The sequence below is a fragment of the Gilliamella sp. B3367 genome, assembly GCF_026536825.1.
Taxonomy (GTDB): Bacteria; Pseudomonadota; Gammaproteobacteria; order Enterobacterales; family Orbaceae; genus Gilliamella; species Gilliamella apicola_E.
Window position 1 is genome coordinate 65,443 of record NZ_JAFNNJ010000003.1, and the last position, 21,385, is coordinate 86,827.

Below are 21,385 nucleotides of genomic sequence, written 5' to 3' on the forward strand. Positions count from 1 at the left end.
GGATTTATCTATCTTTCCATTGGTCTTGCAGGTTTTAAAATAGCGATATTAATGGTATGCTTTTTTTGTTTTCTCTGAATTGAATAGTTAATATCAAATAGTGAAAACTGTATATTATTTTGATTTAGGATTGTTTTTAAATATTTAGCCAATCGATGAAGTAGAGGGAATAATAACAGATTTATCAATCCCTCCGTTTAGCTGGTTAATAGACATTATGTGTTCTTTGAGCTAGTTCTTTGATGATATCAGGATAAATTTTTTCTAAGGTATAAAACCGTAATAATATAATGGTGATTGCGCTTAATACTAAGGGTGCATAAATAAATAATACTTGTAAAGTAGTTAATACACTTTCAGGTTGATTAGCAATATCTGTCGCAATATATCCTGCCATTCCTAATATCCAACCAATTCCTCCGGAAGCAATACCACTGCCTAATATCGCGCTAAAGCTTCCTCCACTATAGACTAGGCCATCATTTCTAATGCCAAATTTCCATTCGCCATAATCGATGGTATTGGCTAGCATAGAATATGCATTTCCCATAATAGGTGCAAAACCTGCTCCTCGTAAGATAGTTCCAATTATTGCAATATAGGTATCATGAGGTGCAATTGCCATGATAATACTACCTAATATAATGGTTGCCATACCAACAATTATAAATGTTAAACGGCTCATTATTTTTAAAATATAAGCTGAGCACATTAATACTACAACTAACGGTAGTGCAAAAGCCATATTGATTAAACCGATAAGTTGGCTATCGGCCAAAAGATATTTTGCGTAGTAAACACCCACACCATTGATTAGTCCTAAAATACTAAAACTTACTAACATGGTGAAGAACATTGTGACCCAATACTTATTTGCTAAAAGAGTTTTTAATGAAACACCAAGTGATGGCGCATTGTACTTAAATTGGTTAATTGGTTTAATCCGCTCTTTAGTATTAAAAAAAGTATAGAAAAAGGTAAAAATTAAAATTGCGGCATAAATTATCATGGTAAACTGCCAACCGCGTTCACCTCCACCAAAAAATTCGACTAAAGGTAGTGTAATATACGGAATGATTAACATGCTTGCAAAATAGCAAAGCATACGATAAGTATTTAATCGACTGCGTTGGTAAGAGTTTTGGGTCATTAATGCTGCTAGCGTGCCATAAGGGATATTGCTTGAAGTGTAAATAATCCAATGTATATTGAGCGTAATGGCAGCAAAAATTAATAATGCAAATTCACTCCAATTTTCTGGTGCACTAAATACCATTATCAAAGATAAACCAAATGGAATTGTCGACCATAAAATCCATGCTCTAGCTTTGCCATGTTTGCTTTTTGTTCTATCAACAATAAAACCCATAACGACATTAATCACAGCATCAAAAACACGTGAAAATAGTAGTACAGCTCCTAGTAAAGTAGCTGAAACTCCCACAATATCGGTATAATAGTAAAGCGCAAAGGTTCCAACGGTAACACCCGAAAAGCCTGTTGCAAAATCACCTAGTCCATAAGCGAGTTTTTCTTTAAATGAGATGTCATGGTCAGCCATATGACCATTGTTATCAATTACTGTTGTATTCATTATGATATCTCCAATGAATTTTCCATATTTAAATTACTGAAGATAATCGCCTATCTAAATTAAGGCTTTGATCATAAATAGTTGATGAAAGCCTTGATCATGATGATCATCTAACCTGATAGTTAAATGACCTGATAGGCACGATTACCATTTTTCTGGAAAACATCCTTCATTTGAAAAAGTATTATTTTTACAGCTTAAAGTTCCATCACTGACGGCGATTGCCAAGCTATTTCCTAATTGATCATAACCACGAACATTTAGCGCAGTACCATCTATGTATAAAGTAAATAGCGTATCATCAGCGATAATCTGTAACTCATATTCACGATCCGCTTCAAGATGAATAGGGCGCTCTAAACCTTTATTCATCACGCGATACCAAGGATAACAAGGGGTTTTATCGAAAGTTAATCGGTTATCAACAAGCGAAAAAATAAAATCATATGATTCGCCAGTATGTTTATCTTTCATCAAACGGATGGAAAAATCTCGAGTACCTTTACTGAATTTAACTGTCGTTGAAAAACGGAATGTTTTGCCTGTATTTTCAATTAATAATTGTTCTTGACGTGCGTAAGGAGAATTAATTGAAAAATCATCAATTTTTTTGGGATGAATAAAAGCATTCCATAAACTATCCACTACTTTTACACCAAGTGTATGATCAGCTTTTTGATAAACTTCATGAGGTACAAAAGTTCCTGCCCATTGGAAATTTTTTAAATCATCATTATCTTCTTTTGTTGGTACCCAACCAAAAAGAATACGGCGTTTACCGTCAAAAGCGGTTCTTGCTGCATAGTAAGCTCGCCCATCAAAGGCATCGTCGTTAGGGGTGATCCATGGACCTTCTAAAGATTGGCTCATGACGTAGCGAGTTTTACTTTGATCACTATATTCGGTATAAATCAAATACCACCAATTTCCAATTTTGAATAAGTCAGGCATTTCAATCATGGTATATTTACCCGCTACCCAAAAATCACCTTGGAATTGCCAATTTTTTAAATCTTTTGATGTAAAAGCAACAACTCGACCCGATTGTTCTGTTTTCGGTCCTTTTAATCTTGCGCCTAGAATCAATAAATATTCTTGCTTTTCATCATTCCAAATTACCCAGGGATCTCGCCAATCACTAATGTCATAACCAGGTTGTGGTGTTAGTGTTATAAGTTGCGAGGATTTATGCCATGTTTTAAAATCGTCGCTCCAAGCATGTAATAATACTTGTGATGTTTTTCCCTCTTTCTCCCAATTGCGGTTGTAACCTGTATAAAAAGCATGTCCTTTACCTTCTGCTTCGAAGACACATCCAGCATAGATAAATTGATCGACATCTTGTTCACCACCTTTTTTAATAGAATCTCCCAAATTTTGGTAATTAACAAAATCAGTCGTAGTGGCAAGTGACCATCCAAACGGTTCACCAAAAGGGCAAGGGTTGCGATTGTCGCGTTGATCATAAAGATAAAAAACCCCGTCTTTTCCAAATGGCATAATATCGCCAACCCAGAAGCCTTTTGGTTGATAATGTAATTTTTGCATTTTTTACTCCTTTTATTTATATGTGAATAAATGACATTTCTTTGTCATTCACTTTTGAATAATTTATTTCATTTCATGTCAACCGCGTTCATATGTCAACCGCGTCCACAATTAGAATGCAAAATTTGTGAGGGATATCACTTATTCCGAAGTGATTTTGTGATGAATGTCACTAAAAAATTTGATCTTAAAATTACAAATCAACTGAATGATTTACGTCATTATAAAAAGCATTATAATTATCTCGTTATAATATTAATGATAGTTAAAGGATGATTATGAAATTAAGCAGAGATGATGTTGCTAAACTAGCGGGTGTTTCCGCTACTACTGTTTCACGGGTATTAAATAATCGTGGATATATTAGTGCAACAACTCGTCAACGTGTGCAAGAAGCAATGGAAACGTTAGGATACTATCCTAATGAATTAGCACGTTCATTATCAAATAATAAAAGTAATTTAATAGGCTTGATTTTTCCAAGTTTAACTAATCCATTCCAAATGGAATTAATCAGTTATTTAGAAAGAATATTATCTCGCCAAGGTTATAAAATATTAATTTGCAACAGTCATCATAATCAAGAAGAGGAAAAAAATTTTTTATCGATGCTAAGGCGTCATCAGGTTGAAGGAGTCATAGTTAACTCTATGAATGAAAATTTAGCTGATTACCTAATACCCGATCTGAATATCGTCTCGATAGATCGAAAAATAAATGAAAAAATACCTGTTATTTCATGTGACAACTATGCTGGAGGACTTCTAGCTAGCCAACATTTAATAAAAAATGGTTGTAAGAAAATTCTTTATATTGGTTCGATTACAAATGATAAACAAGTTGATATGGATGCTAATAAACGGTATCAAGCTTACAAAGATAGCATTCAAGTTGCAGGTCTTAAGTCAATTACACTTGATATGGATTTTTCAATTAGCTATGAAGAAAAATATCAGTTAATTAAAAAACGGTTACAGTCCCAAACTATTGATGGAGTATTAGCTGATGATTCATCAGCGATTGCAACAATTAATGCTGCGCGAGATTGTGGATTATCTTTACCTTCGCAATTACAAGTAGTTGGATTTGATGGTGCTGAATTAACTCTACAACATATGCCGTTTTTAACTACAATCCGTCAACCAATTCTACAAATTGCCCAAAATGCAGTATCGATACTGTTAGCAATGATTAATGGTGAACCCTATCAAAGCATAACTAATTTACCAATTAGCTTGTATCAAGGTTATGATAATTCATTTTAAGTGATTTTATATATAAAAAAAATCAACAAATAAATATTTATAAATCAATTGCATACAATAATTTATATAAAAACTTTAAATTTTTTTGAAATTATTTGGAACTTTTTATGATTTAGTCTGTCTATATATTCAGATTACGTTAATTCATTTTTTGCCTTCCACTCAATTTTTGAGTGGATTTTTTTTATCTACTGCTTTTACAAATTCAATTGCACGCTTTTCTAATATTCAAATAATCTGCATAAATAATTGATGTATGGAAACATATTGAAAAAAGATTAGCAGCAAGTTAATCTAGCCGATCTTAAATTTCTATTAAAATAGTGATATTTTTATCATGATCAAGCCTTTTTCCTATATTTTTATTTTTTGTATGTCCAATCTGACAACCAAATGATAGGGAAATGATTAACATATAAATTGTAGATGGAGAGTAAGAACTTAAATGCTATTTTCATTGAGGACAAGAGGGCATCTGATTGCTTTAATGACAGTGTTTCTTTGGGGAACCACTTTTATTGCCACCAAAGTATTGTTAATCGATTTTAAACCTATTGAAATCTTATTTTACCGGTTTGGGTTGGGTTATTTAACTCTTTGGATTTTAGCGCCACGGATCTTTGCTTGGCAAGGTTTAAAACAAGAGTTGATGTTTTTGTGTGCCGGGTTTTGTGGTGTAACCTGCTATTTTTTATGTGAGAATATTGCCTTAACTTATACTACCGCCTCAAACGTAGGAGTGATTACCACATTATCGCCCGTGTTTACCGCACTTTTATCGATCTTCTTTTTAAAAACTGAACGGCCAGCTAAGCGATTTTATATCGGGTGTTTATTTGCAATCTTCGGCGTTGGATTAATAAGTTTAAATGGTAAATTTGTACTGTCACTTAATCCGTTGGGTGATCTGCTTGCGGTAGGTGCCTGCTTGTTTTGGGCATGTTATTCAATTTTGACTAAAAAATGCAGTCATTATGGATACAATACGATTTTATTAACACGACGCTTCTTTTTTTATGGTTTAGTGATGATGTTACCAGCGTTGTATCTGTTTGATTTCAAATGGGGACCGGATCGCTTCTCGCACACGGCTAATCTTTTTAATATTCTATTCTTAGGCGTTGGGGCTTCGGCTATCTGTTTTGCTTCCTGGAATTATGCGGTGAAATTAGTTGGTGCAGTAAAAATTAGTATCTATCTGTATTTAGTTCCAATTTTAACCATTATTGCTGCAGTCGTTATTTTAAATGAGCCTTTTACTTGGATCGCTGCTATCGGTACGTTATCAACCCTCATTGGGGTATTGTTATCAGAAGGAAAAATCAGAATCAGCAAGCATTGATCTTATAAATCAAGTGAATCACTAAAAGGGGCTATTGCCCCTTTTTTGCTTATTTTAAGGTGTTATACGTTTATCGATCGCTTCCATAATGATTTGACCGAGATGCGTATAGTTTTCATCAAAATGGTGACCACCAGGTAATTTATAAGCCTCTCCTTTCATCTCTGGTTGTAGACAACCGGTATCTTCTTTTTCTTCTTCACCATAGATGCAAAATAATTTATTTGCTGGAATCTGATTTACTTCCGGCGCGGTTTTCATTTCATCGCCAGATTGACCAAGCCAGCCACTGACTTCTATTTCGAAATTAGCGTCTTTTGAAAAGGCAATCATAATTAAAGCTTGTACACTTTCTTGATCGTCTTTGGATAATCGATTGTATAGTGCAGGTAAGATATCACCACCAAATGAATAGCCAGCTAAAATAAATTTATTAACGCCCCATTTATCCCGATATTCTTGCATTAAATGAGTAAGATCTTTAGCACTACGTTCAACGGAACGATGTTGCCAAAATAGTTTTAGTGCATCGACACCAACGACAGAATAACCATGAGAAGCCATATACTCTGCCGAAACCTTGTCTAAATCTCGCCAACCGCCATCACCTGAATAATAAAAAGTAACACTATTGGGATGCGATTGTTTACCTTTAGCGGGTAATTCTATTACTGGTAATGGTTCATGCTCACCAAATAAAATAGATGGTAAATGTAAACTTAACAGTTCAATTGGTGATGCTTGATATTCGCCAATTTTGGTGGTTACTTTAATCTGCTTTTGTTGTCGAGGAAAAATGGCAACTTGTTCATCTGGTGGATTATTCCAAATTACTTGCCATTCTCCATGGTTAGCCTGAGCGGGTAAAGGTGCATCACAATCTTTATGATCTAATGTAAATTCAATCGATAAAGCTTTGGCATCATCATTTTGTTGGGTTAACCACCGATAAGCAAAGGCGGCACCTTCTTGCATACCAGCAACAACAAACTTATCTTCATTTAAGACTTTTTGTGCTTGCTCAAAACGAGTTTGCTGTTTTTCACAACTTCCTTGCGGTTCTAATTCAAACTGTACTAATTTAGCGCCTGTTGATTCAGATAAACTTAATAATTGATCAGCCGTAAAATGATTATCTTTAGTGGCAACAATTATAGCAGCAGCCTCAGCTGATTGTTTTGGGGTAGCCGATAAAATAGAAAAGTTTTGATTAATGGCTATGGTATTTACAGAAGCGGTTCGTTGGTTTTTATAAAAATACCAACCTACGACTATGCAAACAGCAATGAATACTAAAATCATAAAGAATAAAATATAACGTATGATATTTTTCATCTCATTTGTTCTTATTGTGAGTTAAATTCGTTTTACCGCCAGAAATTAACATAGTGGTGTCAATCAAGGCGACCAAAGGATCAAGTCCATTGGGAACCGCCATATAACGTGGTTCCCAATGAGTAGCAAATTTTTCTTTAAAGCGACGTAAACCTTGGAAGTTATAAAAACGTCCACCACGTCGAAAAACTAACGCCCCTAAGCGTTGGATCATTGGCGCACCACGTCGCCTTTGCATACCCGCAAGCGGGACCATCCCTAAACTAAAGTACTGATAGCCTTTTTCCTGATAATGTAGAATCAATCCTACCATCAAAAATTCCATAGTGGATTTAGGAATATCTTGTAAAACTCGCATTAAATCAATGGTTGCACTGTAGTTTTGATTGGTTTCAAGTAAATTCACAAAAGCAATAATTTTGCCTTGGTATTCAATAACTGCAATGGTGAAATTATCTAAATAAGATTTGGAAAAAGCGCCTAACGAAAATTTCTTTTCTTTTGAGTGTTTGTTTTTTAACCATGCATCCGAGACTATTTTTAGCTCATCAAGCGGTGCAGTACCTGGTGGATAAAATTTTAAACTAAGTCCATCACGTTGCCCGCGATTCCAAGTATATCGAAGATCTTTATAACCTTTTGATGTTAAATCAAATTCATTTAAATTAACTAACGCTTCTTCACCAAGTTTGACCACTCTAAGCCCTATATCCATATAGAATGGTAAATTGTTTGCTCTAACTTGGTAAAAAACTGGGCGTAAATGGTGTTGATCACAAAGATCCCTAAATTCCCATATTAAATCTGCGCGCGCACTATCATTACCAATCGGATCATAAAGCGCAACCATACTTCTTCCTCGCCTTGCATACATGATAAAAGCGGTTTTTGATTGATTGAAAAGTAATGATTTATCACCACTCATCACTAATCCGCCTTCAGGTTGCTTCGAGTTGAGGATGATTTGATGAGCTTCGCTCAATTCTTCTTTAGTGGGAATGGTTAAGATGGGTAATGCCGGTTTGAAAGACCAAAATAACATCACACCACTTAATAATATAAAACTCCCTAATGCTGCACGCAAGGCTCGAGGAACACGGCTATCTAATTCAAATTGCCACCATAAATTGTGACTATAAGGAATATCTTGATAAATAAATAAAATTAGCCAAACAAATAGAATAAGTAAGCCAAATGTGATCACAAAGGATTTTAACGAAAAGGGCAAAATACTTAGTCGGCTTTTACGATAAAAGGCGTGTCTAAAATAGAACAATGATATTGCTATCGATAATAAAGTAAAGGCTTCAATCCAATGTAAACCTCTTAATAATGAGCAGATACTACCTAATATCAACAAGATAACGGACAATCCCCAAGCAGAATAAAGTCGGCGACGTAATCCCATCGCTAGTAATAAACATAAAACACCAATTAAGCTGGCAGTTAAATGGGCAAAATTGACGATTTTGTTAGGAATGAAGGTACTGACAAAATGATGATTGAATCCAGGGATGACACTTGAAAACATCATCACTACGCCAGCAAAGAATACCGAGGTGGCCATAATTGTTGCAGCAATGCCAGTATCGGTTTCTTTTACTTGTGGAACAGAAAGAAAGTTTTTACCTTCATTAATTAACAGCAAAATTCCTGCGGGAATGAGTGGTAATATAATATAAATTAATCGATAAATAACTAAAGCAATAGTTAATGATGCCGCACCAATTTGAGATGAAAAAGCGGCTAATATAATTGCTTCAAATATACCAACACCACCCGGAACATGACTAAGCACCCCTGCTACTAAAGCAAGAATATAAATCATGATAAAAACAATAAAATTTGGCTTATTTGGTAATAAGAAATAGAGGATCGCACCAGCTAAAATAGCATCTAGTAAGGTAATTAAAAATTGACTACTAGCTAAACGCCAGTTAGGTAAACGAATTTTCCAATGAAAAAATTGGTATAAATGCGTATCTTTATTAGGTTTTTCAGACAATCGATGAGCATGTAAAAATAATAATACACTGGCATAAATGATAAATACTGCACTACATATTAACTCGATACTGATTGCTGAAGTATGTAGTGCTATTGTGGTCTTTTCAATATGAATTAGTGCCGCGATTGATGCTAATAAAGGTAAGGTAAAGCCTAATGAAAGAGTAACAAAAATTGACATCCTTGCTGCATCTATAGTGGTTAATCCATATTTGAAATAGAGCCGACAACGAATGGCGCCACCTGATAATGCTGATAATCCGACAGCATTACCAATCGCCGAAGCACAAATGCCGCCGACCGCAATTGTTGATAATTTTAGCTTAACACCTGCATAACGTGCGGCTGACCATTCATAGCAGATAAGCATAATATAACTAGCTAATGCTGATAAACACGAAAGTAAAATTGCATGGTAAGGAAGTTGGTGTAGAGCTGACCTTAAATCATTAATATTGATGGTTTTTAATAAATGCCAACACACTACCAGTGCAATACAAAAAATAGATAGTCCAAATAGTAGAGCGATGAATTGACGATATCGAGTGAAGCATTCTATAAGTTGCCATGGCAAAACTTTACGTGTTGATATTTTCACTTAATCAACTCCAGTTAGTTGCACTGATTATGAATTTTGATTAGCGCATTCTACCTCTCGGAATTAGTGAAAACAATCGAAAGAAATTAAAAAAAATATAAAAAAAACATTAAATACTAGGCATTTTTTAGTAAATGAGGCCAAACAGTCATTAATTATGATACCAATTTAGGATTAATGATTTTTTTTAATTGATTTTATTCATTTTTTATAATTAATTTCTTTGTCATAATTATTAATTAAAAGGATAAATAGCGGTTGAGTTTTAACTGCGGTAATATAAACAATATTCAGGTTTTAATAAAATCTTACACTAAATTTTAATAAGCATAATAAAATGACTATATCACCCCAAACCACTCTTAATAACGTTAAAATGTATGTAAAGCAAAAGCTCTCCCATGATTTTTCTGGTCATGATATGGCGCATATTGAGCGAGTGGTTAAATTAGCCCAAAAAATTCTTAACCACCAGCCACAAGCAAATGCTTTTATTGTGTTGATGAGTGCTTATTTACATGATGTTATTGATGAAAAAGTTACGGAAGATGTTGATAGTGCCATAATTGAATTAAAAGAGTATTTACGCAGTTTGAAATTAACATCAGCCGAAATTAGCGCTATTTTCGATATTATTGAAAATATGTCCTATCGAAAAAATCTTTCACAAAAAGCCACATTATCGCTCGAAGGGCAAATTGTTCAAGACGCGGATCGCCTTGATGCAATTGGCGCTATTGGCATTGGGCGCACTTTTTATTATGGTGGTAATAAACACAATATCATGCATGATCCCAATGTCCCACCTCGAATTAAACTTGATGAAAACAATTATAAACAGACAAATACAGTAATTAATCACTTCTATGAAAAATTATTTTTACTTAAAGATATGATGAATACTGACACCGCTAAACAAATGGCCGAACAGCGCCATGAAATATTGGTAAAATTTGTCAATCAATTTGAACAAGAATGGCTTGGCATCGATTGATTTTATCCATCTATTATTTTTATTTAGATAGGTATTGGCGCACCAATTATTGAAAGAACAATAGGTAATGTAATTAAACTTAACAAAGTACTCACCAAGGTTGCACTAGATACCAGTTCAGGATGAGTATCAAATTGTACTGACATTAAGGTCGTATTGGCTGCACTTGGCATTGCGGCTAAAACGATAAGAATTTGTTTATACATGGGTGACAGTGGCATAAAATAAACCATCGCAAAAGCCACTATTGGTGATATAACCATTCTTGCAGTTAAAGCAAATGAGAGCTTTGGGTAATCAAGTTGGGTAATTTTTATTTTAGCCAGCTGCATTCCGAGAATAATCATAATGATGACAATAGATGAGTCACCGATCATTCCAATTGAAGTCATAATAGATTTTGACAGTGGAATGTGGCAAAGCTGGAAAATAATTCCGGCAAAAGCACCATAGGCAACTGGCATTCTAATCACTTTTTTTATTACATCTTTTTGACTCACAATATCACTTTGTGCACTGCCTTTAGCCGCATAATAAATACCAACGGTGCTCATAACAAATTGTTGTAACACCATCATAATGACACCTAAATCGAATCCAAGCGATCCAAAAAACACCAGTAATACTGGGGTGCCATAATTACCATTGTTCATAAAGCATGAACTTAAAATCAACGCACAACGCTCTTTTACCGAATAGCGCATAGCAATTGACCACATGCTGACAATAAATACCAAAGAAAAGCAGAGTCCAAAGATATAGGCAATATAGATAAAATAGTCACTGGTTAAGGTATGTGTGTAAAACGTTTTAAAAGCCAAAAAAGGTGAAAGCACATACAGCGACATTTTGGAAAGATTGGCGACATCAAACTTCAGAACTTTTTGGGCAATAAATCCTACAATAAAAATAGAAAAAATAGGAAATAAAATAATAAAAAATTGCATTGTGTTAACTTTTCGATAATTAGTTTATTGAATCTATAGCCAATACTATCGATTCGCGTAGTTTTTGACAGGTGTTATCATCAAGGGCTTTATTGTGTTTATCTGTTAGAATAAACAGATCTTCAATATGCTCACCAATTGTCGCTATTTTAGCACTACTCAACGATAAGTCTAACTTTGCAAAGACTTCACCAACACAAGCAAGTAATCCCGGTTTATCAAGTGCGATTAATTCCATATAAGTATCGTTAATTGAAGAGACAAAGTTAACTTGAGTCGGAACAGAAAATGATCGTAATCTTTGTTTAGTCGGCTTAATCGTCACACCTTTATAAACTGATTGATGAAGAACTTTATTTAAAGTTTGAATGATATCCTGGTGACGATTTTCAGGCACCACTTGCCCATTAGGTTCAAGTACAATAAAAGTATCAAGCGCAAATCCATTTTTATTGGTAATAATTAAAGCATCATGAATACTTAAATTTAGCATACTTAAAGCATTACATGCCGCTGCAAATAGGAAAGGTCTATCTGATGAGTAGATAATTATTTCCGTACCACCATGATAAGGATTTGGATTAATTGAAACGAGTGTTTGATTCAATTCATGGTTCAATAGAAGCTGTACATGCCAAGTAATCTGTTCGGCGGTATATCGCAAAAAGTAGTCAACACGATAGCTTTGCCAAAAATGTTTAATGGATTGTTCATCGTAATTTTGTGCAAGCAATTGAGCTAATGCTTGCTGTTTATGTTGACGTGCAATACTGCGTTGTTCTGGTATTTGATGAATGCCAGAATCAAGCGAGCGCTTCGCTGTTAGATAAAGCTCACGCATTAAGCTCTGTTTCCAGCTATTCCACAAGGTTTCATTGGTTGCACAAACATCGGCAACCGTTAAACAAAGCAAATATTGTAATCGTCGTTTGCTTTTAACCAGTTGAACAAATTCACGAATAACTTCCGGATCTTGCAGATCACGGTTTTGGGCTGTTACTGACATCAATAAATGATAACGAACTAACCAGACAATCAAATCAGTATCTTTCGCATCTAATTCATGTAATTGACAGAAAGATTCCACTAATTTTGCGCCAATTTCCGAATGATCGCCATGCCGTCCTTTGCCAATATCATGAAATAATCCGGTAATAATAAGCAATTCAGGTTTTGATAATTTAGCCAATGCCATTGAACTATTTGGATGTTTTTGTTTGCCATCTTCTGAACGTAAAAGATCCAGTTCTAGCAATAAACGGATAGTATGTTCATCTACGGTATAAGCATGAAATAAATCAAACTGCATCATTCCTGAAATCTGTTGCCAACCGGGAATATAAACCGCCAGAATACCATATTGATGCATGGGTAAAATGGCTTTTTTGATCGCATCAGGATGTTTGATGATCTTCATAAACAACGTTCTTGCCTCTGGCTTTTCACATAATAAATACGTGAGTTTTCGCCTTGCAGAACGGAGTTGTCTAATGGTATTAGAGTAAAGTCCGGTAATTTGAGGATTAAGTAAAAGCGTATAGAACAGCTTAAGAATCGTTACCGGATCATCAGTAAAAACACTATTATGTTTAACATCAATAAGGTTATCTCTACTTTGGAAATGCTCATCGATATCATAAGTTTTATATTGTGAGTAACTTTTCAATATTGATTCATCAAATAACTGTAAAAGCATTTGATTGAGTTCGGTAATATTATGTGCTACCCGATAATAATCATGCATCATGTTTTCAACCGGGGCATTTCCTTCTCCACTATAACCTAACATTTTAGCGATGCTTAACTGGCGATCGAATAGTAGGCGGTTGTCATAGCGGTTAATAACACAATGCAGGGCAAAACGCATCCGCCATAAAAATTTGCGACAGGCTTTGAATTCTTCGACTTCCTCGGGTGTGAGATAATCAAAATGTCCAATTTTTTGCAAAAACTCTCCCCCAAAATGGCGAATAGCTAACCATTGGATAATTTGCATATCACGCAAGCCACCAGGACTATTTTTTAAATCGGGCTCTAAATTATAGGTAGTGCTATGATATTGCTGATGTCTTTCTTGTTGTTCCTTGATTTTTGCGCGATAAAACGCTGGCGAAGGCCAAATTTTATCGCTAAAAATTTGTGTTTGGAGCTCCTTAAGTAATGACTCACTTCCTGCAATCAATCTTGATTCAATTAAGTTTGTCATAATTGTGATATCATTTTTAGCTTCTTGCAGGCAGGTCTTTAATGTTCTGACGCTGTGACCAATATCAAGATGAAGATCCCAAAGTAAACGAACTAGATCACCTATCTGTTTTTCAAGCTCTTTGGTGAGTGAGTTATCACTTAGTATCAAAATATCGATATCAGACAAAGGATGCAGTTCACAACGGCCATAACCACCAACAGCAATAAGTGCAATCCGATTTTTTTTAAATAGCGATGAAATTTGTTCTGGAATTTGATAGTAATGCCATAAACGTTCAAGTAGCTGATCGATAAATTGACTACGCAGGTGTACTAAATCATCAATATCAGCATTATTTTCGAATTGAGTAATCGACCATTGTTGAAACGCATTGAGTTGCTGTTTTATATAAGGAACTGTGATTTGGTTATCACTAAAATTAAGCGGAGAGACAGAATAAAACAAATGCGCATTAGTCATAGTCATCATATCAAATTGAGATAATTCAATTGTCATATCGTCTCCCGATTTTAAAAGAGTGTCAAGTTAGAATACCTTTACTTTTAATTAAAGAGCATTTGCACCTTTTAAAATTGATTTTTGATTTTTTTGTTAAAATAATTGAGGAGTGTATACCGCTTAATAATATTTATTGAGGATACATTCACCTAATACAAATCCTTTGTTACTCAGAATAAGTATTAATAAATCATGACTTGGTTCATTTCATACTTTATGAATAAGGTGATTGGATACTTTGTGTAAAAATAATTGAGGAGTGTATACCATTTGATAATATTTATTAAAGACACATTCACCTAAAAACAAATCCTTTGTTACTCAGAATAAGTATTAATAAATCATAACTTGGTTCATTTCATACTTTATGAATAAGGTAATTTAATACTTTGTGTAAAAATAATTGAGGAGTGTATACCGTTTTATAATATTTATTGAGGATACATTCACCTAATACAAATCCTTTGTTACTTAGAATAAGTATTAATAAATCATGACTTGGTTCATTTCATACTTTATGAATAAGGTAATTTGATACTTTGTGTAAAAATAATTGAGGAGTCTATACCATTTGCTGATATTTTATTTAATCTTAAGAATAGGGTAGATAAATTTGGAAGAACTAAATTACTTAAATTTATCAAAATGATAAATGTTTAGTTTGGCACTGATTGCGAATAATTAAACATAGCTTGCACAGTTTTATTTTTTCAATCCATGCAAGCTACTATCAATTATAATTTGAAATCACTTAAATCATCTTCGCTGATTTCTGAGTCAATCTGACCAACAAGATATGAGCTCATTTCTGCTTCTTGTGGTGCGACTTGTACGTTATCGGAAACAAGCCAATTGTTGATCCAAGGAATTGGGTTGGATTTTACTTCAAATGGTAATTTAAGCCCAACAGCTTGCATACGAATATTGGTGATGTATTCAACATATTGGCAAAGGATATCTTTATTTAATCCAATCATTGAACCACCTTCAAATAGGTATTCTGCCCACTCTTTTTCTTGATTGGCTGCTTGTAAGAACAGATCATAACAATCTTGTTCGCACTCTTTGGCGATTTCGGCCATTTCAGGATCGTCTTCACCACTTCTTAGGGTGTTGATCATAAATTGGGTACCAGTTAAATGAAGCGCTTCATCACGAGCTATCAACTTGATTATTTTTGCATTACCTTCCATTAATTCTCGTTCTGCAAAGGCAAATGAGCAAGCAAAACTCACATAAAAACGAATAGCTTCAAGGGCATTAACGCTCATTAAGCAGAGATAAAGTCGTCTTTTAAGTTCACGCAAGTCGATAGTGACGGTTCGATTATTGATAGTGTGTTTACCTTCACCAAATAGGTTGTAATAACTTGCGTAGCTAATTAGGTCATCGTAGTAACCCGCAATATCACCAGCTCTTTTTTGGATTTCTTTATTGGTAACAATATCATCAAACACTACAGAGGGATCATTGACGATGTTGCGGATGATATGCGTATAAGAACGTGAATGGATAGTTTCTGAGAACGACCAAGTCTCTACCCATGTTTCTAGTTCAGGGATAGATATTAGGGGAAGTAAGGCAACATTGGGGCTTCGTCCTTGTATTGAATCAAGCAATGTTTGATATTTTAAATTGCTAATAAAGATATGTTTTTCATGTTCAGGTAAAGCCGCATAGTCGATACGATCTTGTGAAACGTCGACTTCTTCAGGGCGCCAAAAGAAAGAAAGTTGTTTTTCTATTAATTTTTCGAACATTTCATATTTTTGCTGATCATAACGAGCAACATTCACCGGTTGACCAAGAAACATTGGTTCTTTAAGTTGATCATTATGGACGTGTGAGAAGGTGCTGTAATTCATACTCATAGTCGAACTCCTAATTTTGTTTACTTTTTCACTAAATATTTGGAAAAAGTAGGAATAGTAAGGATAACTTATCGTTACCCTATACTTTTGTTATAGTGCTAAACAGGGCAATTAAATTTTACATGCTCCGCCTTCACAACCATCATCACTTGATGTGAGTTCAATATCACCTTGAATATCTTCAGCACCATCACGTGTATTATGATAATAAAGGGTTTTTACACCGTATTTATAAGCTGTTAGTAAATCAGCTAAAAGTTGTTTCATTGGTACTTTGTCATTCGGAAATTTGGTTGGATCGTAATTAGTATTTGCCGAAATTGATTGGTCAATGAACTTCTGCATAATGCCTACTAAATGCAGATAACCTGTATTATTTGGAATTTGCCAAAGTAATTCATATAAATCTTTTAATTTATTATATTCAGGTACAACTTGTTTTAAGATGCCATCTTTGGACGCTTTAATGCTGATATAACCACGTGGAGGTTCAATACCGTTAGTGGCATTGGAGATTTGGGATGATGTTTCAGAAGGCATTAATGCTGATAAAGTTGAATTACGTAAACCATGAGTTTTTATTGATTCACGTAAAGACTCCCAATCATAATGTAATGGTTCTTTAGTGATTGTATCGAGATCTTGTTTATAGGTATCAATAGGTAAGATCCCTTGTGAATAAGTCGTCTCATTGAATAGTGGGCAGGCGCCTTTTTCTTTGGCTAAGTTATTCGATGCTTTTAATAGATAATATTGCATCGCTTCAAAAGTACGATGCGTTAGATTATTAGCACTACCGTCTGAATATTTAACACCGTGTTTCGCTAAATAATAAGCATAATTAATCACACCAATACCAAGCGTACGGCGATTAAGCGATGCGTTTTTAGCTGCAGGGACAGGATAATCTTGATAATCAAGTAATGCATCAAGAGCTCGAACAGTTAAGTCGGCAAGTTCTTCAAAATCGTCAAGCGATTCGATTTTACCTAAATTGAAGGCAGATAGGGTGCAAAGTGCGATTTCCCCTTTATCGTCATTGACATTATTAAGTGGTTTGGTTGGTAACGCAATTTCCATACATAAGTTAGATTGATGTACCGGCGCAAGTTGTGCATTAAACGGACTATGCGTGTTACAGTGATCAACGTTTTGTATATAAATTCGACCAGTCGATGCGCGTTCTTGCATTAATAATGAGAAGAGTTCTACTGCTTTTACTACGCGTTTTCTGATATTAACATCTTGTTCATATTGATGATAAAGCGCTTCAAATTTGTCTTGATCAGCGAAAAACGCATCATAAAGCCCTGGTACATCTGATGGGCTAAATAGTGTAATGTTTTCGTTTTTAATGAGGCGTTGATACATTAATTTATTGATTTGTACACCATAATCCAGATGTCGAACGCGGTTTTCTTCAACACCTCGGTTGTTACGTAATACTAATAAACTTTCAACCTCTAAATGCCATATTGGATAAAATACGGTAGCGGCACCACCACGAACACCACCTTGTGAACAAGATTTAACCGCGGTTTGGAAATACTTATAAAATGGGATACAGCCAGTATGGAATGCTTCGCCACCACGAATAGAGCTACCTAATGCCCGAATTCGACCCGCGTTAATACCGATACCAGCTCGTTGAGAAACATATTTTACGATAGCACTTGCGGTGGCATTGATGGAATCTAAACTGTCATCACATTCAATTAGCACACAAGAACTAAATTGACGAGTCGGGGTACGAACACCCGCCATGATTGGCGTGGGTAGTGAGATTTTAAATGTCGAAACGGCATCATAGAATCGTTTGATATAATCTAGTCGACTATTTTTAGGGTAATTCGCAAATAGACATGCTGCCACTAAGATATATAGGAATTGGGCGCTTTCGTAAATTTCCCCAGTGACTCGATTTTGAACTAAATATTTACCTTCAAGTTGTTTAACCGCTGCATAAGAGAAGTTCATGTCACGCCAGTGATCGATAATTTTATCCATTTGTTCAAACTCTTCTTGGCTATAATCTTCAAGAAGATGCTTGTCATAACGTTCGCTGGCAACAAGTTTTTTTACATGTTCATAAAGCGGTGGGGGGGTAAATTGGTTATAGGCTTTTTTACGTAAATGGAATATCGCTAATCGAGCAGCTAAGTATTGGTAATCTGGTGCATCTTGAGAGATGAGATCTGCTGCTGCACGAATGATTGTTTCATGAATGTCGGAAGTGCGAATACCATCATAAAACTGAATATGTGAACGTAATTCAACTTGAGAAACCGAAACATTATCTAATCCTTCAGCAGCCCATGTAATGACTTTATGGATTTTGTCTAGGTTTATAGGTTCTTTTTTTCCATCACGTTTTGTGACTAGTATTGATTTATTCATTTTCCATCCATTTTTGTGGTTTTTAATGGTGATTATAATAATTGATATTTATCAAAATATACAATATATAGTGCCTATTAATCATTTTATTACTATATATAGTGTATTTAATAAGCGGTGATCTTTAATTTATTGACGAAAATCAATGACTACGGGTGATATTTAGAAATATGAACTTTTTTTGTCAAAAAAGGCAATGATAGGTAGTTACTTACTAAATGAGATATTGGGGAATGATAAGATCTACCTATCTATAATTACAACTCGAAATTCATATCATAAATATGAATCTATTTCGTTTATTGAGCTATATATATTTAGCAATATATTATTCATTTTTATCTTGAGATTTGCTTTTATAATGCTATTTAGCTTTATAAGGATATAAAGCATAATAGCTGTTTAAGGCTATCTCCCAAATATAATTTTAATTAAATATGCTCAAGAATTAGGATAAGCCTTTGCTAAGGATCTCTCATTTACCTATCAGTGAATCAATTTTTTAGGTATTTACAAATTTACCAAAAACTTTGCTTAAACATGCATGATTTAGTTTGATCAATTTAATATCAGTCAACATGTTTGCTCAAGCAAGAACTTTTGTTAACTATTAATATATTCAATCTAATTCTTTTTGTAGCGCTGATTTGTGCTAGCTTTATTTTGTGCTTCCAACCAAGCCAGTTTCTCCGAGTAATTTTTCTCAGCACCCCGTTGTGTTGGGTGGTAATATTTGCTGTCGGCCATTTCTGGAGGAAAGTAGTTTTCACCAGCTGCATAGGCATTAGGTTCATCATGTGCATAACGATATTGTGCACCATAACCTAAATTTTTCATTAAACTGGTTGGCGCATTGCGTAGGTGTTCTGGAACATCATAGTCAGGTTTGGATGTTGCATCTTTCATCGCTTGGTTAAATGCAAGATAAACCGCATTACTTTTAGGTGCACATGCTAGGTAAACAATTGCTTGTGCGATAGCTCGTTCGCCTTCTGCTGGTCCAACTCGAGTAAAACAGTCCCATGCTGCTAAAGCGACTTGCATTGCTCTTGGGTCGGCATTACCGATATCTTCTGATGCAATAGCCAATAATCGACGAGCGACATATAGCGGATCTCCACCGGCGGAAATGATTCTTGCATACCAATAAAGTGCTGCATCAGGTGCAGATCCTCTAATTGATTTATGAACCGCCGAGATTAGGTCATAATAACGGTCACCTTGATTATCAAATCTTGCACTACGTTCGCCGATGACTTCTTTTAGTAATTCAGGCGTTAATGGTTTTCCATCAGACATATCAACCAGCAATTCAAGCGTGTTGAGTGCGCGTCTTGCATCACCACCAACAAATTCGGCAATCTGTTTTCTGGTTTCCTCAAGTAGCGTAATTTTTTGGTTGCCATAACCACGTTCCGGATCATCCATCGCTTGTTGTAAAATTTGCTCAATATCTTCATTAGTTAATGATTTAAGCAGATAGACTCTGGCACGGGATAGTAGTGCTGAATTTAACTCAAAAGAGGGGTTTTCAGTGGTAGCGCCAATAAAGGTTACAGTACCATTTTCGACATAAGGTAAAAAAGCATCTTGTTGGCTTTTATTAAAACGATGAACTTCATCAACAAATAAAATGGTTCTTACTCCGGATTGTTGATTAATTTTGGCGCGTTCAATCGCTTCGCGAATATCTTTAATCCCTGAAGTTACTGCTGAAATTCGTTCTACTTTGGCATTAGCATGATGCGCAATAATTTCTGCTAAAGTGGTTTTGCCGGTTCCAGGTGGTCCCCAAAGGATCATAGAATGTAAATGACCTGCTTCAATTGCTTTAGGCAGGGGTTTATCTTTACCAAGTAGTTGGCTTTGACCTATATATTCAGATAAATTACGTGGACGCATCCTTGCCGCTAAAGGTTTAAATTCATCTGACCCAAATTCAAAAGAGAGACTAGGCATGCTACACCATCCAAATTTACAAAATACAGTTATTATATACTGCTTAACTGATAAGTGAAAAAGAAAAGAAAATATCTTTCACAGCTAACAGAAAAACGGTAATATTTTGAACTAAATTAAAATGATTGTTTAATTTATTGTATTAAACAAAATGCATAAGGATTGGTAATGAAGAAGTTTTTAATTTTAATTGGGTTAATTACAAGCTGTGCAGCATGGGCTGGTGATAAAGAGGTGTTGCAAGAGCGATTAGCTAAAATTGATGGGTTTTATGCTCGATTTTCACAAGATGTGAAAACAGCCGATAAACAACCAGTTCAACAAGGTAAAGGTGATTTGTGGGTAACAAGGCCTTATTACTTTAATTGGACAATGACTGAGCCAGACGAGACGTCAATCATTTCAGATGGGCGTAACATGTGGGTCTATACTCCTGCCGTTGAACAAGTTAGTGTAATGAGCTTAAAAAAATCGGTGGATAATCGTTTAATGCTTTTGATTACGGATAGTCATAATCCTATTTGGAATGCATATACTGTTACACGTAAACAAGACTCTTTTACATTGAAACCAACTGATGGTTCTAACCAAGATTTTGTTATTTCTGTTTTGCCTACTGGGATGATTTCAAATTTTACGATTATCGAGGAAGATGGTCAGCGTAGTTTTTATGATTTATCTCGTCAAACCCTAGGTAAGGTAGCACTTGATAAGTTTAAGTTTACTCCACCAGCTGGAGTAACGGTTGATGATCAGCGTTAATAGTTTAAACAATAGTTAATTATTTAACTTTTGCGAATTAATACACTTTGCGCAATGGC

General features: G+C 34.8%; 13 protein-coding genes. 4 read left to right on the forward strand and 9 right to left on the reverse strand.

Annotation, left to right across the window (positions count from 1 at the left end):
• Positions 1-205 precede the first annotated feature (205 nt).
• Both J3U23_RS06220 and J3U23_RS06225 read right to left on the reverse strand, forming a co-directional pair.
• Positions 206-1,594 (reverse strand): MFS transporter, encoded by a 1,389-nt coding sequence (locus tag J3U23_RS06220; RefSeq protein WP_081303387.1) that lies wholly within the window; start codon positions 1,592-1,594, stop codon positions 206-208.
• A gap of 144 nt (positions 1,595-1,738) precedes the next feature.
• Positions 1,739-3,142, reverse strand: coding sequence for a hypothetical protein (locus J3U23_RS06225; RefSeq protein WP_267338808.1), 1,404 nt, complete (start codon positions 3,140-3,142; stop codon positions 1,739-1,741).
• A 278-nt stretch (positions 3,143-3,420) separates the two neighbouring features.
• Between J3U23_RS06225 and J3U23_RS06230 the strand changes: the two genes are divergently transcribed.
• Both J3U23_RS06230 and J3U23_RS06235 read left to right on the forward strand, forming a co-directional pair.
• Positions 3,421-4,407 (forward strand): LacI family DNA-binding transcriptional regulator, encoded by a 987-nt coding sequence (locus J3U23_RS06230; RefSeq protein WP_065734732.1) that lies wholly within the window; start codon positions 3,421-3,423, stop codon positions 4,405-4,407.
• A 445-nt stretch (positions 4,408-4,852) separates the two neighbouring features.
• The gene (locus tag J3U23_RS06235) at positions 4,853-5,749 is read left to right on the forward strand and encodes a DMT family transporter (RefSeq protein ID WP_267338809.1); all 897 of its coding nucleotides are present in this window, start codon (positions 4,853-4,855) and stop codon (positions 5,747-5,749) included.
• A 54-nt stretch (positions 5,750-5,803) separates the two neighbouring features.
• Here the strand turns inward: J3U23_RS06235 and J3U23_RS06240 are convergent, their stop codons facing one another.
• Both J3U23_RS06240 and mprF read right to left on the reverse strand, forming a co-directional pair.
• A complete protein-coding gene (locus J3U23_RS06240) occupies positions 5,804-7,084 on the reverse strand; it encodes a virulence factor family protein (protein ID WP_267330425.1) in 1,281 nt (426 codons plus the stop codon).
• A gap of 1 nt (position 7,085) precedes the next feature.
• A complete protein-coding gene (gene mprF, locus J3U23_RS06245; protein ID WP_267338810.1) occupies positions 7,086-9,689 on the reverse strand; it encodes a bifunctional lysylphosphatidylglycerol flippase/synthetase MprF in 2,604 nt (867 codons plus the stop codon).
• Between the two features lie 337 nt (positions 9,690-10,026).
• Between mprF and J3U23_RS06250 the strand changes: the two genes are divergently transcribed.
• The gene (locus tag J3U23_RS06250) at positions 10,027-10,683 is read left to right on the forward strand and encodes an HD domain-containing protein (RefSeq protein WP_220225657.1); all 657 of its coding nucleotides are present in this window, start codon (positions 10,027-10,029) and stop codon (positions 10,681-10,683) included.
• Positions 10,684-10,706: 23 nt separating this feature from the next.
• On the opposite strand, the gene J3U23_RS06255 is transcribed toward J3U23_RS06250, so the two are convergent.
• The 5 genes from J3U23_RS06255 to J3U23_RS06275 form a co-directional block, all read right to left on the reverse strand.
• On the reverse strand, positions 10,707-11,630 hold the full coding sequence (locus tag J3U23_RS06255) for an AEC family transporter (RefSeq protein ID WP_267338811.1): 924 nt from the start codon (positions 11,628-11,630) through the stop codon (positions 10,707-10,709).
• A gap of 19 nt (positions 11,631-11,649) precedes the next feature.
• Complete coding sequence (gene glnD, locus J3U23_RS06260; RefSeq protein WP_267338812.1) at positions 11,650-14,334, reverse strand: bifunctional uridylyltransferase/uridylyl-removing protein GlnD; 2,685 nt, start codon at positions 14,332-14,334, stop codon at positions 11,650-11,652.
• Positions 14,335-15,071: 737 nt separating this feature from the next.
• Entirely contained in the window at positions 15,072-16,202 is a 1,131-nt protein-coding gene (gene nrdB, locus J3U23_RS06265) for a class Ia ribonucleoside-diphosphate reductase subunit beta (protein WP_065563756.1), read from the reverse strand.
• 117 nt (positions 16,203-16,319) lie between these two features.
• Positions 16,320-18,605, reverse strand: coding sequence for a class 1a ribonucleoside-diphosphate reductase subunit alpha (nrdA, locus tag J3U23_RS06270; RefSeq protein WP_267338813.1), 2,286 nt, complete (start codon positions 18,603-18,605; stop codon positions 16,320-16,322).
• Between the two features lie 624 nt (positions 18,606-19,229).
• Positions 19,230-20,564, reverse strand: coding sequence for a replication-associated recombination protein A (locus tag J3U23_RS06275; RefSeq protein ID WP_065563670.1), 1,335 nt, complete (start codon positions 20,562-20,564; stop codon positions 19,230-19,232).
• Positions 20,565-20,732: 168 nt separating this feature from the next.
• Between J3U23_RS06275 and lolA the strand changes: the two genes are divergently transcribed.
• Positions 20,733-21,326 carry an outer membrane lipoprotein chaperone LolA gene (gene lolA, locus J3U23_RS06280; RefSeq protein WP_220225662.1) on the forward strand — a complete coding sequence of 198 codons (594 nt, stop codon included), beginning with the start codon at positions 20,733-20,735 and terminating at the stop codon, positions 21,324-21,326.
• The last annotated feature ends 59 nt before the right edge of the window (positions 21,327-21,385 follow it).